The 16,358-nt window shown below is 73.8% G+C and carries 13 protein-coding genes; 8 read left to right on the top strand and 5 right to left on the bottom strand.

The window, feature by feature from the left end:
* The first annotated feature begins 54 nt into the window (after window positions 1–54).
* Window positions 55–1,272 (top strand): hypothetical protein, encoded by a 1,218-nt coding sequence (locus BLU55_RS07645; protein WP_157682783.1) that lies wholly within the window; start codon window positions 55–57, stop codon window positions 1,270–1,272.
* Here the strand turns inward: BLU55_RS07645 and BLU55_RS07640 are convergent.
* Genes BLU55_RS07640 through BLU55_RS07630 form a run of 3 tightly spaced genes read right to left on the bottom strand, consistent with a single transcriptional unit; the run spans window position 1,263 to window position 4,344 of the window.
* Window positions 1,263–2,816, bottom strand: coding sequence for a methyltransferase domain-containing protein (locus BLU55_RS07640; RefSeq protein ID WP_157682782.1), 1,554 nt, complete (start codon window positions 2,814–2,816; stop codon window positions 1,263–1,265). The two genes, BLU55_RS07645 and BLU55_RS07640, sit on opposite strands and share 10 nt — an antisense overlap.
* The gene (locus BLU55_RS07635) at window positions 2,813–4,054 is read right to left on the bottom strand and encodes a hypothetical protein (protein ID WP_091727975.1); all 1,242 of its coding nucleotides are present in this window, start codon (window positions 4,052–4,054) and stop codon (window positions 2,813–2,815) included. The genes BLU55_RS07640 and BLU55_RS07635 overlap by 4 nt, the downstream gene beginning before the upstream one ends.
* A 14-nt stretch (window positions 4,055–4,068) precedes the next feature.
* Complete coding sequence (locus BLU55_RS07630) at window positions 4,069–4,344, bottom strand: DUF6752 domain-containing protein (RefSeq protein WP_091727972.1); 276 nt, start codon at window positions 4,342–4,344, stop codon at window positions 4,069–4,071.
* Between the two features lie 112 nt (window positions 4,345–4,456).
* Between BLU55_RS07630 and BLU55_RS07625 the strand changes: the two genes are divergently transcribed.
* From BLU55_RS07625 to BLU55_RS07600, 6 genes are all read left to right on the top strand, one after another.
* Window positions 4,457–5,212 (top strand): phosphocholine cytidylyltransferase family protein, encoded by a 756-nt coding sequence (locus BLU55_RS07625; protein ID WP_231917105.1) that lies wholly within the window; start codon window positions 4,457–4,459, stop codon window positions 5,210–5,212.
* A 5-nt stretch (window positions 5,213–5,217) separates the two neighbouring features.
* Entirely contained in the window at window positions 5,218–6,255 is a 1,038-nt protein-coding gene (locus tag BLU55_RS07620) for an iron-containing alcohol dehydrogenase family protein (RefSeq protein WP_091727969.1), read from the top strand.
* Window positions 6,256–6,411: 156 nt separating this feature from the next.
* Complete coding sequence (locus BLU55_RS07615) at window positions 6,412–8,478, top strand: glycosyltransferase (protein ID WP_231917104.1); 2,067 nt, start codon at window positions 6,412–6,414, stop codon at window positions 8,476–8,478.
* A complete protein-coding gene (locus tag BLU55_RS07610; RefSeq protein WP_091727967.1) occupies window positions 8,471–9,520 on the top strand; it encodes an ABC transporter permease in 1,050 nt (349 codons plus the stop codon). The genes BLU55_RS07615 and BLU55_RS07610 overlap by 8 nt, the downstream gene beginning before the upstream one ends.
* Window position 9,521: 1 nt before the next feature.
* Window positions 9,522–10,292: an ABC transporter ATP-binding protein gene (locus BLU55_RS07605; RefSeq protein ID WP_091727964.1), complete on the top strand. Its 771-nt coding sequence runs from the start codon at window positions 9,522–9,524 to the stop codon at window positions 10,290–10,292.
* A 305-nt stretch (window positions 10,293–10,597) separates the two neighbouring features.
* Window positions 10,598–13,672, top strand: coding sequence for an FG-GAP-like repeat-containing protein (locus BLU55_RS07600; protein WP_157682781.1), 3,075 nt, complete (start codon window positions 10,598–10,600; stop codon window positions 13,670–13,672).
* Between the two features lie 64 nt (window positions 13,673–13,736).
* Here BLU55_RS07600 and BLU55_RS07595 read toward each other — a convergent pair whose 3' ends face one another.
* The gene (locus tag BLU55_RS07595; protein ID WP_091727958.1) at window positions 13,737–14,459 is read right to left on the bottom strand and encodes a TIGR03089 family protein; all 723 of its coding nucleotides are present in this window, start codon (window positions 14,457–14,459) and stop codon (window positions 13,737–13,739) included.
* A 51-nt stretch (window positions 14,460–14,510) separates the two neighbouring features.
* Between BLU55_RS07595 and BLU55_RS07590 the strand changes: the two genes are divergently transcribed.
* Window positions 14,511–15,617 (top strand): mannose-1-phosphate guanylyltransferase, encoded by a 1,107-nt coding sequence (locus BLU55_RS07590; protein WP_231917103.1) that lies wholly within the window; start codon window positions 14,511–14,513, stop codon window positions 15,615–15,617.
* 9 nt (window positions 15,618–15,626) lie between these two features.
* Here BLU55_RS07590 and BLU55_RS07585 read toward each other — a convergent pair whose 3' ends face one another.
* Window positions 15,627–16,352: a DUF3105 domain-containing protein gene (locus BLU55_RS07585; RefSeq protein WP_091727955.1), complete on the bottom strand. Its 726-nt coding sequence runs from the start codon at window positions 16,350–16,352 to the stop codon at window positions 15,627–15,629.
* Between the last annotated feature and the right edge of the window lie 6 nt (window positions 16,353–16,358).

Raw genomic sequence — 16,358 nt, 5'->3', positions numbered from 1 at the left:
GCCGGGCCGAGGTGCGTCACCCCCGATGTCGAACCCAACGAGAGGAGCCCGGCCGTGAGGCGACCGTCGTGGCGACCAGGCAGCAAGCGACGCGGCCGCGAGCAGGGACGGGTGTTCCTCCACGTCGGCGCGCCCAAGACCGGCACGACGTACCTGCAGAAGGTGCTCTGGCGCAACGCCGCCGAGCTGCGCGAGGACGGCCTGCTGTGTCCGGGGCCGGGGGAGGCCGGCCACCACCAGGCGGCCCTCGAGCTGCGCGGGGCCTCCTTCGGCAAGCGCCGCACCGACGGCGCCACCACCTGGCACGACCTCGTCGCCGCGGCCAAGGGGTGGTCCGGCGACGTCCTGGTCTCCTCCGAGCTGCTCGCCTGGGCGACGCCGGAGCAGGTCGAGCTGGCCGTCGAGGCCTGGCGGGGCCGCGAGGTCCACGTGGTGATGACGCTGCGCGACCTCGCGCGCCAGGTCCCGGCCGTGTGGCAGGAGGAGGTCAAGAACCGTCGCACCCTGCCGTACGCCGAGTTCCTGCGGGCCTCCGTCGAGGCCGGCGCCACCGACCCCGGCCCGGGTGGCATCTGGGGCGGCCAGGACCCCCGCCAGGTCCTCGGCACCTGGGCGCGGGGGCTGCCGCCCGAGCGGGTGCACGTCGTGACGGTCCCGCCGCCCGGTGGCTCGCCGACCGCGCTGTGGGAGCGCTTCTGCGCCGTCCTGGGTCGCGACCCCGAGCTCTACGACACCCGCCTCCCCGGCGCCAACGCCGGTCTGGGCCTGGCCGAGGCCGACCTGCTGCGACGGGTCAACCTGGGCCTGCCCGAGGACTTCACCTGGCCCAGCTACGCCCGCATGGTCAAGCACGGCATCGCCGAGTCCGCGCTGGCCGAGGCGTCCTCGGGCCGCAAGGTGGTGCTGCCCGACGAGCACCGTGCCGCGCTCGCGGCCCGCTCCGAGGAGATCGTCGCGCACCTGACCGCGTCGGGCTTCGACGTCGTCGGCGACCTCGAGGACCTGCGCGTGCAGGTGCCCGACGAGGTGGGGGGCCCGGGCCGCACCGAGCCCGACGAGGACTACGTCGCGCAGGCGGCCGTGCGGGCGGTGGTGGAGCTGCTGGTGAAGCTGCAGACCTCGCAGACCAGGGTCGCCTCGCTGCGGGCCGAGCTGCGCGAGCACACCCTGGCCGGTCGCCGGGAGCGCGCCGCGAGCGGCCTCAAGGAGGCCGTCAAGCGGGCCGCGCCCGAGCCGGCCCTGCGGCTCGTGCGCCGCGTGCGCTACCGCTGAGGCTCGCCGGCCCCCTGCGGGGCCGGCCAGCGGGCGTGGAGCCGGGCGAGCGGGGGCAGCCCGGGGTCCCGCACGACGACCTGCTCCTCGACGGTGCCGCCGAGGTCCTCGACGAAGGCCGCCAGGGCGTCCTCGCTGATCCCGCGGCACGACACGCCCTTGCCCAGCTGGGTGCGGGTGGTGTGCACCTCCAGGAAGAGGTCGCCGCCGCGGCGCAGCGCCATCGACACCGTGCGACCCAGGCCGGCCCGGGTGGTGTCGTCGAGCTCGCAGAGCAGCTGCCGGGAGAACAGCGTGGCCGGGTCGCGCCGGGCCAGGTCGGCGCCGAGGGCGAGCGGGGCGCGCAGGTCGACGAGGTTGAGGTCCTCGAAGGTCGCGGGGAGCCCCTCGGTCTCGGCCGTGCCGGTGGCCCGGACGACGGCGGAGTGCACGAAGTCGACGCCGCGCACCGTGCGTCCCTGCCGGGCGAACCACAGGGCGTCGGCCCCGCGGCCCGACCCCAGGTCGACCAGGTCGCGCCCGGAGGCGTCGCGGGCGGCGACCCAGCCCGCGAAGGGGGAGTGCTCGGTGTCGGGGCGCGACGCGGCGTACAGGCTGTTCCACTGGTCGCGGCGACGCCGCAGGCCACCGAGCCAGCCCATCATCCGGCGGTGCCGGGCGGCGTCGCCGGTGAAGGTGAAGGACGGGTCGGGCACCCGCCAGCCCGGGCCGTACGACGCGGCCAGCAGCGCCTCGGGGTCCGCCGGGGCCGGCAGCCGGCGTCCCTCGAGGACGACGGTCGACAGCGGCAGCACGGCCGAGCGCGGCAGCCGCGCCCGCACGTCGTGGACCAGGTAGAGCCAGCCCTCGGTGCGCCAGCAGGTGAAGACGTCCATGTTGCGCGTGGTGCCGTCGGCCTGGGGCAGGAACAGCGCCAGGAAGCCGCCGTTCTCGCGGCGCACGCGCCAGCCGCGGGCCCGCAGCGCCCGCTCGACCGCGAACGACTCGCGGACCACGTCGACGGGGTGCTCGTGCTCGCTGTAGTAGGCGAGGTCGGCGTCGACGTCGTGGCCGATCAGCTCGCCGGAGCGGACCGCGCCGAGCAGCGTGCCCCAGCTGACGAACGCCGGCAGGCCGCACTCGTCGCGCAGCACGGCCAGCACCTCCTCGACCTGGTCGAGGTAGCCCGCCTTGGTGGCGGCGTCGACGGTGTCGAAGGCGTGGTTGAGGCGGCCGTACTTGGTGACCGCGACCGGCCGCCCGGCCTTGTCGACCACCCGCACCCGGCCCTGGCCGCTTCCGAAGGCGACCTCCTCGTCGGCCACCACCTCCCCGGTGTGGTGCTGCCGGACGGTCACCCGTGCGACGCCGTCGAGCAGCGGCCGCAGCACCTTCGGCCAGGCCACGCGCACCCGGCCCTCGTCGTCGAGGTCGCCCTCGGGGGTGAAGCCCCACACGCGGGTGTCGTCGAAGAGCACGTCGAAGACCACGTCCCGGCCGCCGGCGACGGCCAGGCCGTCGTCACCGAGCACCGAGACCTGGACGGGTCGGGCGTTGCGGCTCATCGGCTGCCGCCCGTCGTGCTGCCCGTCGTGCTGCCCGACTTGCTGCCCGTCGTGGCGCCGGACGCGACGCGGCGCCGCACCCGGGAGGCCAGCCGGCGCGGCAGGGACGGGGGAGGGGGCGGCGGCACCGCGGCCAGGGCCTCGTGGGCCGCGGTGGCCTCGGCGCGGGCCTCCCGCGCCCGGTAGGTCGTGTCGCGCACGTCGCGCACCATCTGCTCGATCGCCTGGGCGGCGGCGGCCAGGGCCTCGCCCTCGCCGACGGTGTCGGGGTCGCGCAGGTCCGACCGGTGGACGGGACGCAGCTCCTCCAGGTCGCCGGTCACGTCGTACGCCGCGGCGCGCAGCTCCTCGAGCAGGGCGTCGCTGCGCTCGGCGAGGGTGGCGGAGTGCCGCTCGGCCAGCCCGATGCGCTCGCCGCCCTGGGGGACCAGGACGGTGTGGCCGAGGTACTGGCGCAGCCACCGGTGGCGCACGGTCGCGTCGGAGAACTCGTCGGTCAGCTGCGGGACCACGTGGGTCAGCAGGGCCGCCTGCACAGCGCCCAGCGACTCGTTGGCGGTCGCGGTGCGCAGGTCGAGGTCGGAGTCGTCGAGGCCGGTGACGGCGCACCAGCGGTCCCACAGCAGCGTGCGCGGGGCGCCGGGCTGCGGCACCGTCACCAGGCGGACCCGGTCGGTGCCGGCGGCGGCGGTCCAGCGCTGCATGACCGCGGCCAGGTCCTGGGTGGACCAGCCCCACGCCTGGCGCACCCCGCTGCCGCTGACGGCGTCCTGCTCGTGGGCCCGGCGGACCTCCTCCTGGTGCCCGGGGGCCAGGAGGGCGTCCATGAAGCGGCCCAGGCCGGGGGCGTTGCCCATCTTCAGCGCCTCCTGCCACACGGCGGCGAACTGGCGCTCGTAGTCACGCGCCGTCACCACCACCGTGACCTCGGTGGGCCCCAGCTCGTCGAGCAGCGCGGCGGCCTGGGCGGCGGTGGCCCGGCACAGGAACTCGTGGGACAGCAGCGCGGTGCCGTCCCACTCGCGCGCCGCCGCCACCAGCTCGTGGTGCAGCCGCCGGGACTTCTCCCCGCGGTCGCCCGCGACGGAGCGGGCGAGGTGGAAGTGGTGCATGCGGTCGCCACCCGGGTAGAGCCACCCGCGCTCGCGCAGGTCGCGGCGGTGCGACCACATCGCGGTCTGGAGGTAGGTGGTCCCGGTCTTGGGCAGACCGATGTGGATGATCGTGCGGGCGGCCATCTCGCGCGGTCGCCTCAGAGCCCCGCGCGGTAGCGGTCCAGGTGCTCGCGCGCCCCGGCCTCGTCGCGCTGGGAGAGGGGGAGGAGCAGCTCCTCGACCACGTCGGTCAGCTCGGCGAGCCGCCGGTTGAGGCGGCGGCACTCCTGGACCTCCGCCTCCAGCTCGTCGATGCGGGCGGCCAGGCGGTCCATCCGGGCGTCGGTCCGCTGGCCGGGGCCCGCGGCACGCGACCGGGCCCGGGCCACCGCGTCCAGCGCGCGTCCCGCGCGTGCTCGCACCGTGCTGCTCATCAGGTGTGCTCCTCTACGTGTCCGTGCCGATCAGGCCGCCGGTCGCTGTCACCGCTAGCCTGTGCGCTTGCGCACTCTCCCACACGGGGGTGCCCCGACTGAGGAAGGCAAGGTGCACGACGTGATCGGACTGGTGCTGGCGGCAGGAGCCGGCCGACGCCTTCGGCCCTACACCGACGAGCTGCCCAAGGCGCTGATCCCGGTGGACGGCGACACCACGATCCTCGACATCGCGCTGGCCAACCTGGCCGCGAGCGACCTGCGCGAGGTGGCCGTGGTGGTGGGCTACAAGTCGAACGCCGTCGAGGAGCGCCGCGAGGCGCTGGAGCGCCGCCACGGCGTGCGCCTGACGCTGGTGCACAACGACAAGGCCGAGGTCTGGAACAACGCCTACTCGCTGTGGACCGCGCGCGAGGTGATGAGCGAGGGCGCCCTGCTCGTCAACGGCGACACGGTGCACCCCGTCTCGGTCGAGCAGACCCTGCTGCAGTACCGCCAGCAGGAGGGCAGCGAGGACATCGTGCTCGCGCTCGACACCGCCAAGGTGCTGGCCGAGGAGGAGATGAAGGTGGTCACCGACGAGCGCGGCCACATGCGGCGCATCACCAAGCTGATGGACCCCTCCGAGGCGAGCGGCGAGTACATCGGTGCCACCCTCATCGAGGGTGCGGCCGTGCCGGCGCTGGCCGAGGCGCTCCAGGCCACCTTCGAGCGCGACCCGCAGCTCTACTACGAGGACGGCTACCAGGAGCTGGTCAACCGGGGCGGCACCGTCGGCACCGCGCCGATCGCCGCCGGCACCTCCTGGGTCGAGGTCGACGACCACCGCGACCTGGAGAGGGCACGCACCATCGCATGCCGATACTGACGCGGATGCTGCCGAGCCCCCTGGTCGTCGAGATCAAGCGGGGCGCGGTGGCCGATCTCTCCCAGGTGCTGCAGCAGCGGTTCATCTCGGGCTCGGGCGACGTCGTCATCGCGGTCGGCCCCTCGCAGGGCCAGGCGATCTGGGAGCAGGTCCGCCCGACGCTGCCCGACGCGCTGCTCTTCGAGGTGCCGGACGCCTCGCTGGCCTCGGCCGGCCGGCTGCAGGAGGCCATGGCCGGCAACGGCTTCGACGCGGTCGTCGGCATCGGCGGTGGCCGCACCCTCGACGTCGCGAAGTACGCCGCGACGCGCGCGGGCGTGCCGATGGTGGCCGTGGCCACCAACCTGGCCCACGACGGCATCTGCTCGCCCGTGGCCTCGCTGGAGCACCGCCACGGCAAGGGGTCCTACGGCGTCGCGATGCCGCTGGCCGTGCTGGTCGACCTCGACTACGTCCAGGCGGCGCCGGCCCGGCTGGTCCGCGCCGGCATCGGCGACGTGATCAGCAACCTCTCGGCGGTCGAGGACTGGGAGCTGGCCAACCGCGAGCGCGGCGAGCCCGTCGACGGCCTCGCGCTGGCGCTGGCCCGCACCGCCGCGGAGGCGGTGCTGCGCCGCCAGGACGGCATCGAGAGCGACGACTTCCTCATCACGCTGGCCCAGTCGCTGGTGCTCTCGGGGATGTCCATGTCGGTCGCCGGCTCCTCGCGGCCGTGCAGCGGCGCGTGCCACGAGATCCTCCACGCCGTCGACCAGCTCTACCCCGGCACCTCCAACCACGGCGAGCTCGCCGGTCTCGGCGCGCTGTTCGCGACCCACCTGCGGGGGCAGCACGACCTGCTGGCCGAGATGCGCGACTGCCTGGAGCGCCACGACCTGCCGGTCACCCCGGCGGGCGTGGGCCTCGACGACGAGGCCTTCGTCGCGGCCGTGATGGCCGGTCCCGGGACCCGTCCCGACCGCTACACCGTGCTCGAGCACCGCGACCTCGACGAGGACGCCACCCGGGCCGAGCTCGCGCAGTTCCTCGCCCCCGTCGGCTAGACCGGCCGCGACGCGCCTGGCGGACCCGGCCCCCGCGGGGGCCGGTCCGGCCCGCCGCCACGCGCGGTGGGCCCGGTCCGGGGGCCTCGGGCTGGTACCTTCGACGATGGCCGAACCGGGCCGTTCCACCCCTTTGACCCCCCTCAGGCAGGCACTGTGAGCCCCACCACCACCACGTCCGACGAGGCGGCCACCAGCGTCGGTCTCCGGACCGTCCAGCGCACCCTGATGCGCGCCGACCAGGAGCTCGACGTCCGCGCGCTCTACGTCGGCGGCGTGTCCCACTTCGGCGCGGCCGAGGGCGGTGGCACCGGTCAGGCGGGCGCCGGGAGCGAGGACTCCGGCGGCAAGAAGTCCAAGGACGTCGAGACGACCGAGGTCGCCCAGGGCATCCAGGGCTTCGGCCGGATCACCGACGCCGGCCACGCGGTGGCCGAGCCGACCAAGCGGCTCACCTTCGGCACCTACTTCAACGCCTTCCCGGCCAGCTACTGGCGCCGGTGGACCGAGTTCTCGAGCGTGCACCTGTCGGTGACGCTCAGCGGCCAGGGCAACCTCATCATCTACCGCTCCACCGCCAAGGGCCACGTCGTCCGGGCGGAGAGCGCGCGGGTCGACTCCGCCGAGCCCGTCCACCTCGAGTTCGAGCTGCCGCTGGCGCCGTTCATCGACGGCGGGTGGTACTGGTTCGACATCGAGGCCGACGAGCGCGAGCTCGCCCTCGAGGAGGCGACCTGGGCCTTCGAGACCGACCGCCAGGCCCACGGCCGGCTCTCGATCGGCATCACGACCTTCAACCGGCCCGACTTCTGCGCCGCCCAGCTGGTCAACCTGGGGGAGAGCCCCGAGGTGCTCGACCTGCTCGACGAGGTCATCGTCGTGGACCAGGGCAACCAGCGGGTCAGCGACCACCCCGACTTCGCGCGGGCCTCGGAGAAGCTCGGCGACAAGCTCAAGCTCGTCGAGCAGGCCAACCTCGGCGGCTCCGGCGGCTTCTCGCGCGCCATGAGCGAGGCGGTCTCCAGGGGCAGCTCTGACTACGTGCTGCTGCTCGACGACGACGTCGTCTGCGAGCTGCACGGCATCGAGCGCGCGGTCACCTTCGCCGACCTGGCCCGCCAGCCGGTGCTGGTCGGCGGCCAGATGTTCAGCCTCTACGACCGCTCGGTGATGCACGCCTTCGGCGAGTCGCTGGCGCCGTGGCGCTGGTTCTGGGGTCCCGCCCCGGCCACCAAGCACGGCCAGGACTTCTCGCGACGCACGCTGCGCTCCACCAAGTGGCTGCACCGCCGCATCGACGTCGACTACAACGGCTGGTGGATGTGCCTGGTCCCGACCAAGGTGATCCGCGAGATCGGGCTGTCGCTGCCGATGTTCATCAAGTGGGACGACGCGGAGTTCGGGCTGCGCGCCCGGGCCGCCGGCTACCCGACGGTGACGCTGCCCGGCTCGGCCGTGTGGCACGTCCCCTGGACCGAGAAGGACGACACCCTCGACTGGCAGGCCTACTTCCACGAGCGCAACCGGCTCGTCACGGGCCTGCTCCACTCGCCGTACGAGCGGGGTGGGCGGTTGGCGCTGGAGAGCCTCGAGAACCACGCCAAGCGCATGGTCTCGATGCAGTACAGCACCGGCGAGGTCATCCTGCTGGCGCTCGAGGACGTCCTGGCCGGGCCGGAGCGGATGCACCGCGACATGTCCTTCCGGCTCAAGGAGGTCCGCGAGCTGCGCGAGCACTTCACCGACGGTCGCGTCGAGAAGGACCTCTCCGCGTTCCCGGCCCCGCGGATGAAGAAGCCGCCCAAGCGCGGCCGCGACACGGGCGTGGCGCAGAGCAAGCTCTCGGTGCTCAAGAAGGCGGCCACCGGCCTGGTGCGCCAGACCCGCAAGCCGCGCGAGCTCTCCCGCCAGCACCCCGAGGGCCTGGTGCCGCACGTCGACCAGCGCTGGTGGCGCCTGGCGCAGATGGACTCCGCGGTGGTCTCGGCCGCCGACGGCACCAGCGCGTCGTGGTACCAGCGCGACCCCCAGCTGTTCGCCGACCAGATGCGCCGCTCGGCCGTCCTGCACCGGCGGCTGCTGCAGGAGTGGCCCGCGCTCTCGCGGCGCTACCGCGAGTCGCTGGGCGACCTGACCTCCCCCGAGACCTGGAAGCAGACCTTCGAGGGACTCGACGACGCCGTGGGCCCCGGCACGCTGCAGGGCGGGCGCGTCGGTGACTGACCAGGTCCACCGCCGCGGGGGCCCCGCCGACAAGGCCGCCGCCGCGGCCGCCTCGGAGGAGGTCGACGAGGCCCGCGCGCGCAAGCGCCGGGCCCGTCGCGCGCGACGCCTGGCGGCGCGCAAGGCCGACTCGATGCCGGTCGTGGCCGCCACCGGGCCGCGCCAGGTGCGGGTCGTGGACGCCGAGCTGCGCGAGCCGGCCCCCAAGGGCGGGCTGCGCGAGGTGTTCTCCCAGCCCTACCTGCTGCGCCTGATCGTGCGCCGCGAGCTGGCGCAGATGTACTCCGCCTCGCTGCTGGGCCTGCTGTGGTCCTACGTGCAGCCGGCGATGCGCTTCGCCGTCTACTACGTGGTGATGGGGTTCATCCTCCGGCTGCACCGCGACTTCCCGCACTTCGCGATCCACCTGTTCACCGGCATGGTGGTGGTGCACTACTTCAGCGAGACCTGGAACGGCGGCACCCGCTCGATCTGGCAGAACCGCGCGCTGGTCAAGAAGATGCGGCTGCCGCGCGAGGTCTTCCCGGTCGCGTCCATGGTGGTGGCCGGCTACCACACGCTGCCGCAGATGCTGGTGCTGGTGCTGGCCTGCCTCGTCGCGGGCTGGCACGTCACGTGGACCTCGGTGGCCGCGCTGCTGCTCGGCCTGGCCATCCTCACCAGCTTCGCCGGGGCGCTGGCGCTGTTCTTCTCGGCGCTGAACGTCTTCTACCGCGACTTCCAGAACATCGTCGGCACGATCCTGCAGTTCATGCACTTCATGGTGCCGATGATCTACCCCTTCGAGCGCATCTACGCCGCCCACGCGTCCCACCCGGTGCTCTACCAGATCTACGTCGCCAACCCGGTCGCCCAGGCGGTGATGCTCTTCCAGCGCTTCTTCTGGTACCCCGTGGTCGAGGACAAGGGTCGGGTCGAGCAGGCCTTCCCGCCCGACCAGTGGGTCCGTGGGTTGATCACGCTCGGCATCTGCCTCGTCCTCCTCTACCTCGCGCAGCGGTTCTTCACCCGCGCCGAGGGGAAGTTCCCGGAGCGCCTCTGACATGTCCGTCTCCATCGAGGTCGACCACGTGTCGAAGCAGTTCACGATGGCCTACAGCCGCACCCTGAAGTCGATGGCGGTGGCACGGGCCCGCGGCCTGCCGCTGCGCGAGCAGTTCCTCGCCGTCAAGGACGTCTCCTTCACGGTCGAGCAGGGCGAGTCGATCGGCCTGATGGGCCTCAACGGCTCCGGCAAGAGCACGCTGCTCAAGGTCATCAACGGCGTGATGCGCCCCGACGCGGGCCGCGTCCTGACCCGGGGACGGATCGCCGGCCTGATCGCCACCGGGGCGGGGTTCCACCCCCAGCTGACCGGCCGCGAGAACCTCTACCTCAACGGCGCGATCCTCGGCATGGGGGAGAAGGAGATCAACTCCAAGTTCGACGCCATCGTCGACTTCGCCGACATCGGCAAGTTCATGGACACCCCGGTCTCGCACTACTCCTCGGGCATGTACGCCCGCCTGGGGTTCTCGATCGCCATCCACGTGGACGCCGACGTGTTCCTGGCCGACGAGGTGCTCGCCGTGGGGGACCGGCCCTTCAAGCGCAAGTGCATGGAGAAGATGCAGGAGGTGCGCCAGCAGGGCACCACCATCTTCTACGTCTCCCACGCCGCCGCCTCCGTGCGCGCGATGTGCGACCGCGTGCTCGTCCTCGAGAAGGGCGAGCTGACCTTCGACGGCGACGTCGACGAGGGCATCCGGCACCTGCACTACGACGACGCTCCCGACGAGGAGAACGTCGACGAGGAGCTCGGCGCCGACGTCTGAGGCGCCCCCTCTGCTGCTCCGCCGCCCGGCGGTCCGTCGTACGACGGACCGCCGGCGCCGGCCTGCCCGGACGTCGCCCTGACGTGGCCGGGACGTGGCCCGGACGTCGCCCGGACGGGCGTGAGCCGCGGGACGGAAATCGTTAATCACACCCGTGGAATTCGGCCCAGAATGACACCGGTGGCATTAACGAGGGCATTTAAATACAGATGTGTAATTCGGGCATTTAGGTTGCGGGGGCACCTGTAACTGGTGTGAAACTTGGTACTCGTGTGAATTACTTCCCCTCACTCGGAGACCTGTTGATGCCTTCTCGCCGTGCCCGCTACGTCACCGTGTGCCAGCAGTCGCTGGTCACGGCGGTCGTGCTCGTCGTGGGCGTGTCCGCCGCCGGCGTGCGCACCCTCGACATCGTCCCCGCGCCCTCGACCGGTGCGGCGCAGGCATTCTCGCCGGACGACGCCACGGTGCTGCGGCAGCGTCTCCAGGGCACGGTCGACACCACGCCGGTGACGCCGAAGGTCCGCGAGGTCAAGGTCACCGGGGTCGCCCCGGCGGTCCGGGACGCCCCCCGGCCCGACGCCCCGACCGCCCAGCAGCCCGCGCAGCCCCAGGCCCCGGCCGCGAGCCCCACCGCCCCGGCGCCCGCGCCGCGGACCTCGGGACGCAGCGTGCAGCCGGATGCCCAGGAGGAGGAGCAGCCGGCGCGGCTCGTGGCCCGCTCGGCGCCCCAGCCGGTCAAGGGCTACGCCACCGTCGGCGTGACCTGGAAGCACGGCGTGGAGTACGACGAGGACCAGATCTCCGTGCAGGTCCGCACCGAGACCGACGGCCGCTGGTCGGGCTGGACGACGGCGGAGTACCACGACGAGCACGGCCCCGACGGGGCCGAGGCCGAGACCGCGCGCGACCGCCCGGGGACCGACGCGGTCGTGGTCGGCGACGTCGACCAGGTCCAGATGCGGGCCTCCACCACCGACGGCTCGACGCCGCCCGACCTCGAGCTGGCCGTCATCGACCCGGGCACCGGCCCCACGACCGAGGCCGGGCCCGCGATCGACACCGCGACCCTCCCCGACCCCGCGGGGACCACCGGGGACCAGGGCGGCGCCCGCCCGACGCCGGCGACCACCTCGGGCGACACCGCGACCACCTCGAGCAGCGACACCGTCGCGCTGAGCGCCATGAAGGTCAGCACCAAGCCCACGATCTACTCCCGCGCCCAGTGGGGCGCCAACGAGAGCCTGCGCGACGGCTCGCCCAGCTACGGCACCGTCAAGGCCGGGTTCATCCACCACACGGTCAACGCCAACACCTACACCGAGGCCCAGGTGCCGTCCCTGCTGCGCGGCATCTACGCGTACCACACGCAGTCCCGCGGCTGGAGCGACATCGGCTACAACTTCCTCGTCGACCGCTTCGGCCGGATCTGGGAGGGCCGCTACGGCGGGGTCGGCAAGGCCGTCGTCGGGGCCCACACCCTGGGCTACAACGAGGTCTCCTTCGCGATGTCGGCGATCGGCAACTACGACGTCGTGGCGCCGCCCCAGGCCGTCCTCGACGCGTACGCCGCGCTGTTCGCGTGGAAGCTGTCGTCCTACGACATCCGCGCCGACAGCACCAGGCTCTACGTCAAGGACCGCTACCTGCAGGCCATCAACGGCCACCGCGACGTCGGCCAGACCGCCTGCCCGGGCAAGTACCTCTACGCCAAGATCCCCGCGATCCGCGCGGCGGCGCAGAAGCTGCAGACGGCGGCCCAGAACGGCAACCCGGCGCCGACCCCGACCCCCACCCCCACCCCGACGCCGCCGAGCGACAACGGCGCGGTGTTCACCTCGCCGACGCAGAAGCCGCGCGCCTGGGCCAAGCAGCCCGCCGACATCGACCTGCCGGCCGCCCGCGTGCTCACGACCGGCCGCTTCCCCGACCTGGTGACCCAGAAGACCAACGGCACCGTCCAGGTGCTGCCCACGGCCGGCCAGACCGACTTCACGGGCAGCGTCAGCACCACCGCCAACTGGAAGCGCTTCGACCTGGTGGTCGCCGTGGGCGACGTCACCGGCGACAAGCGCGGCGACGTGCTCGCCCGGGCCGTCTCCGACGGCACCACCCGGGTGTACGCCGGCGACGGCACCGGCAAGGTGGCCACCACGGGCACCGCCCCCACCACGGCGTTCGCCCCGGCCCGCACGGTCATCGCCGCGGGGGACTGGGACCGTGACGGCCGCAACGACGTCATCTCGGTCGGCAGCGCCGGCAAGCTGCGCCTGTTCACCGGTCGGGGCGACGGCACCTTCACGCGGTCCACGCTGCTGAGCAGCGCGTGGTCGTCGTACACCTCGACGGCCGCCGTGGGCGACGTCAACGGCGACGGTCGCGTCGACCTGGCCGCCCGCCGCTCCGACGGCTACCTCTACCTGGTGCCGGCCACCTCCAGGGGCACGCTGGGCACCCCGGTGCGCGACCGGGCCCTCAACACCGGCTTCGACACCTTCGCCGGCAGCGCCGCCGACCTGACCGGAGACGCGGTCGGGGACCTGGTGCTCCGCTCGGCCTCGACCCGGGAGACCAAGATCGTGGCCGGTCTGCCGGGCTCGAAGCCGGCCCTGAGCACCTCCTCGATGGGGCCCTACGACGCCGCCGCCTCGCTGGTCGACCTCTCCGTCGCCCCGATGACGGGCACCCGCGGCGACCTGGTCGGCCTCAACGCGGCCCGCACCGCCCTCGTCGTGGTGCCCAACAACGGCCGCCTCAACCTGTGGGAGACCATGGCCACCACGCTGCGCATCAGCGGCGTCAGCCAGGTGCTCTCGGTCGGCGACTGGAACGACGACGGCCACGCCGACCTGGTCACCCGCGAGGACGACGGCGACCGGCTCGTGCTGCGCCGGGGCAACGGCAAGGGCGGCTTCGGCTCGCCGACGACGATGGCCGACGGCTGGAAGCCGGTCGTGCGCCTGGCCGCCGTCGGCGACGTCACCGGCGACGGCGACCCGGACCTGGCGGGCAAGACCCGCACCGGCGACATGGTCGTCTACCCGGGCAACGGCAAGGCCGGCTTCGAGGCGCCGCGCACCGCTCCGGCGACGCTGCGGACCTTCAACCAGATCGGCTCGGGCAGCTGGGCGCCGGCGGCCAAGGGCTCGCGCTACAACGGCCCCGGCGGCGGCTTCGTCCCGGCCGCCGGTGGCGCCGGGGTCGACCTGTCGAAGTTCGCCTGGGTGATCGGACCGGGTGACGTCGACGGCGACGGCCGCGCCGACCTGGTCGTGCGCGACAAGCTCGGCAAGGTCTGGGTGCTGCCCGGCACCGGCCGTGGAGTCGGCACCAAGCGGCTGATGGGCGAGGGCTTCACCGACCACGTCCGCGCGGACTGACCCGCAGCGGGCACCCCCGCCGGCACTCGCGGGCACCCGTCGGCGCGGGTGGCCGGGGCGGGGCTCAGGCCCGCAGCACCAGGCTGGCCTGCTCCTGCTCGGCCCGGTGCTCCCAGCCCTCGGCGTCGGGGTGGCGGACCAGCACGAGCGAGCCGCCGGCCAGCAGCGGGGCGAGGAGCAGCGGGACGCCGCGCCCGCTCGCGGGGTGGCGGTCGGTCAGCACCCGGGTCCGGCCCGCCAGGGCCGCCTCGGCGGCCGCCTCGACGAGCAGGGCGTGGCCGGGTGCGCCGTCGGCGTCGACCCACGCCGGGGTGTCGGGCGTGACCGGGTCGAGCCCGAGGAAGACGTCGCTCTGGCCGGGCCAGGCGGTGCCGTGGTCGACGACCCCGGGCGGCAGCGGCTCGGCGAAGGGCGTGGCGAAGGGGCGCAGCGAGCAGGCCAGCACGGTGCCGCCGGCCGCGGCGTACGACGCGACGGAGTCGGGCCCGCAGACCACCGCGTCGTGCCCCTGGTCGGGGTCGGTCGTGACGGCGACGCCGGCGCTCCAGGCGGCCCCCAGCAGCACCGGCACCAGCCAGTGGGCGGGCAGGTCGACGAGCAGCAGGTCGCCCGCCGCGAGGTCGAGCTCCTCGACCAGCAGGTTGGCGTTCTTGGCCAGCCAGTTGGCGTAGGTGGTGGCGGACAGCTCGGTGCGCTCGCTGCTGGCGTCGTCGTAGAACGTGACGAGCGGACCACCGGGGTCCTCGGCGAGGCGGCGTGCGAGCAGGTCGGGGATCGTGGTGGTCATCACCGCGAACGGTAGTCGGGTCGGGGGCGTGCCCCGTGGCAGGATGCCCGCGTGAGCGCACCCGTGCCGTCCAGCCCGCCTGCCGGGGACCCGCTCGGACGCCTGTGGGCGGTGGTCCCGGCCGGTGGCGCGGGCACCCGGCTGTGGCCGCTGTCGCGCGCCGGCAACCCCAAGTTCCTGCTCGACCTCACCGGCTCGGGGCGCAGCCTGCTGCAGTCGACCGTCGACCGGCTGGTGCCGCTGGTGGGGGAGCGCGTCGTGGTGGTCACGGGCGCGGTCCACGAGCGCGCCGTGCGCCGCCAGCTCCCGGCCGTCGACCGGGTGCTGGCCGAGCCGGCCCCCCGCGACTCGATGGCCGCCATCGGCTGGGCCGCGGCCGTGCTCGAGCGCGAGGACCCCGAGGCGCTGATCGGCTCGTTCGCCGCCGACCACGTCATCCTCCAGGAGGAGGAGTTCCGGGCCTGCGTGCGCGAGGCCGCGGAGGTCGCCGCCACCGGCCTGGTCGTCACCATCGGCATCGAGCCGACCGGCCCCTCCACCGCCTTCGGCTACGTCCGCGGCGAGGAGGCCGTCGAGGGGTTCCCCACGGCCAGGCGGGTGGGCGAGTTCGTCGAGAAGCCCGACGCCGAGCGGGCGGCGGCGTACGTCGCGAGCGGTGACTACCGCTGGAACGCCGGCATGTTCATCGTCCGGGCCGCCACGCTGCTCGACCTGCTGGCCGAGCAGCACCCCGACCTGGCCGCCGGGCTGCGCGAGGTGGCCGCCGACCCGTCGACGCTGGAGCGGCGCTGGCCCGGCCTGACCCGGATCGCGATCGACCACGCGGTGGCCGAGCCGGCCGCCGCCGCCGGTCGCGTCGCGATGGTGCCGGGCCCCTTCGCGTGGGAGGACCTCGGCGACTTCGCGGCCCTGGGCGCCATGACGCCGCGGTCGACCCCGGGCGTCACCGTCCTCGGCGACGAGGCGCTCGTGCAGGCCCCCGGCAGCACCGGCCTCGTGGTGCCGGCCGCCGGTCGCACGGTAGCGGTGGTGGGGCTGCAGGACGTCGTCGTGGTCGACACCGGCGACGCCGTGCTGGTCACGACGTACGCGCACGCGCAGGAGGTCAAGGCCGTGGTCGAGGAGCTCAAGCGGGCCGGGCGCACCGACCTGACCTGAGCCCGCCCCCTACGGCGCGTTCGGCTCCGGGGCGTCCGTGGCGGGGAAGTCCTCCATGAACTTCTCCAGGACGGCTCCGCTGGGCTGGCCGCAGTACTGCGTGACGCCCTTCTGGTCCTCGGGGCCGGTCCAGTGCGTCAGCGCGACGTGCTTGCCGCTGGGGAAGTCGCCGCCGTCCTCGGAGGTCCACGGGGCCACGATCAGCTTGTCGGTCGGGCCGTCGAACTTCTTCCCGATCGCGCGCAGCTGCTGGTAGGCCTCGGTGCCCGGCTCGACGGTGTCGTCGTACCAGACCAGGGTGTGGCCGTGCTCCAGGCTGTGGACCAGCCGCTCCTTCTCGGGGCGGTCCTCGGTCGTGTAGAACGACCGGATCTCCGAGCCCTGGAGGAAGTTGCCCCAGTGGGGTCCCGAGGCGGGGGGCGCGTCCGGGTAGTCGATCGGCTTGCCGATCGTCAGGTGCTCGTTGTTGCCGGTGGCGGCCTTCTCCTCGACGGGGTCGCAGGAGGCCGCGGAGGCGGAGACGCCGAGCTCGGCGAGCGGGGCGCCGGCGGCCGCGGCCTGCTGGCGCTGGTCGCGGACGTAGTAGAAGACCGCGGACCCGAGCAGGCCGACGACCACCAGCAGGCAGACGCCGAGGATGCCGAAGCTGCGCATCCGCTCCTTGCGCTGCTGCTCCTTGCGGAGCTGCTCGGCCCTGGCACGGCGCTCGTTGTCACGGACGTTCTTCTTGGCCACTCTTCC

Origin of the sequence: Nocardioides scoriae, from assembly GCF_900104965.1 — a bacterium.
Classification (GTDB): Bacteria; Actinomycetota; Actinomycetes; order Propionibacteriales; family Nocardioidaceae; genus Marmoricola; species Marmoricola scoriae.
This window is presented reverse-complemented; position numbering and strand designations above follow the sequence as displayed.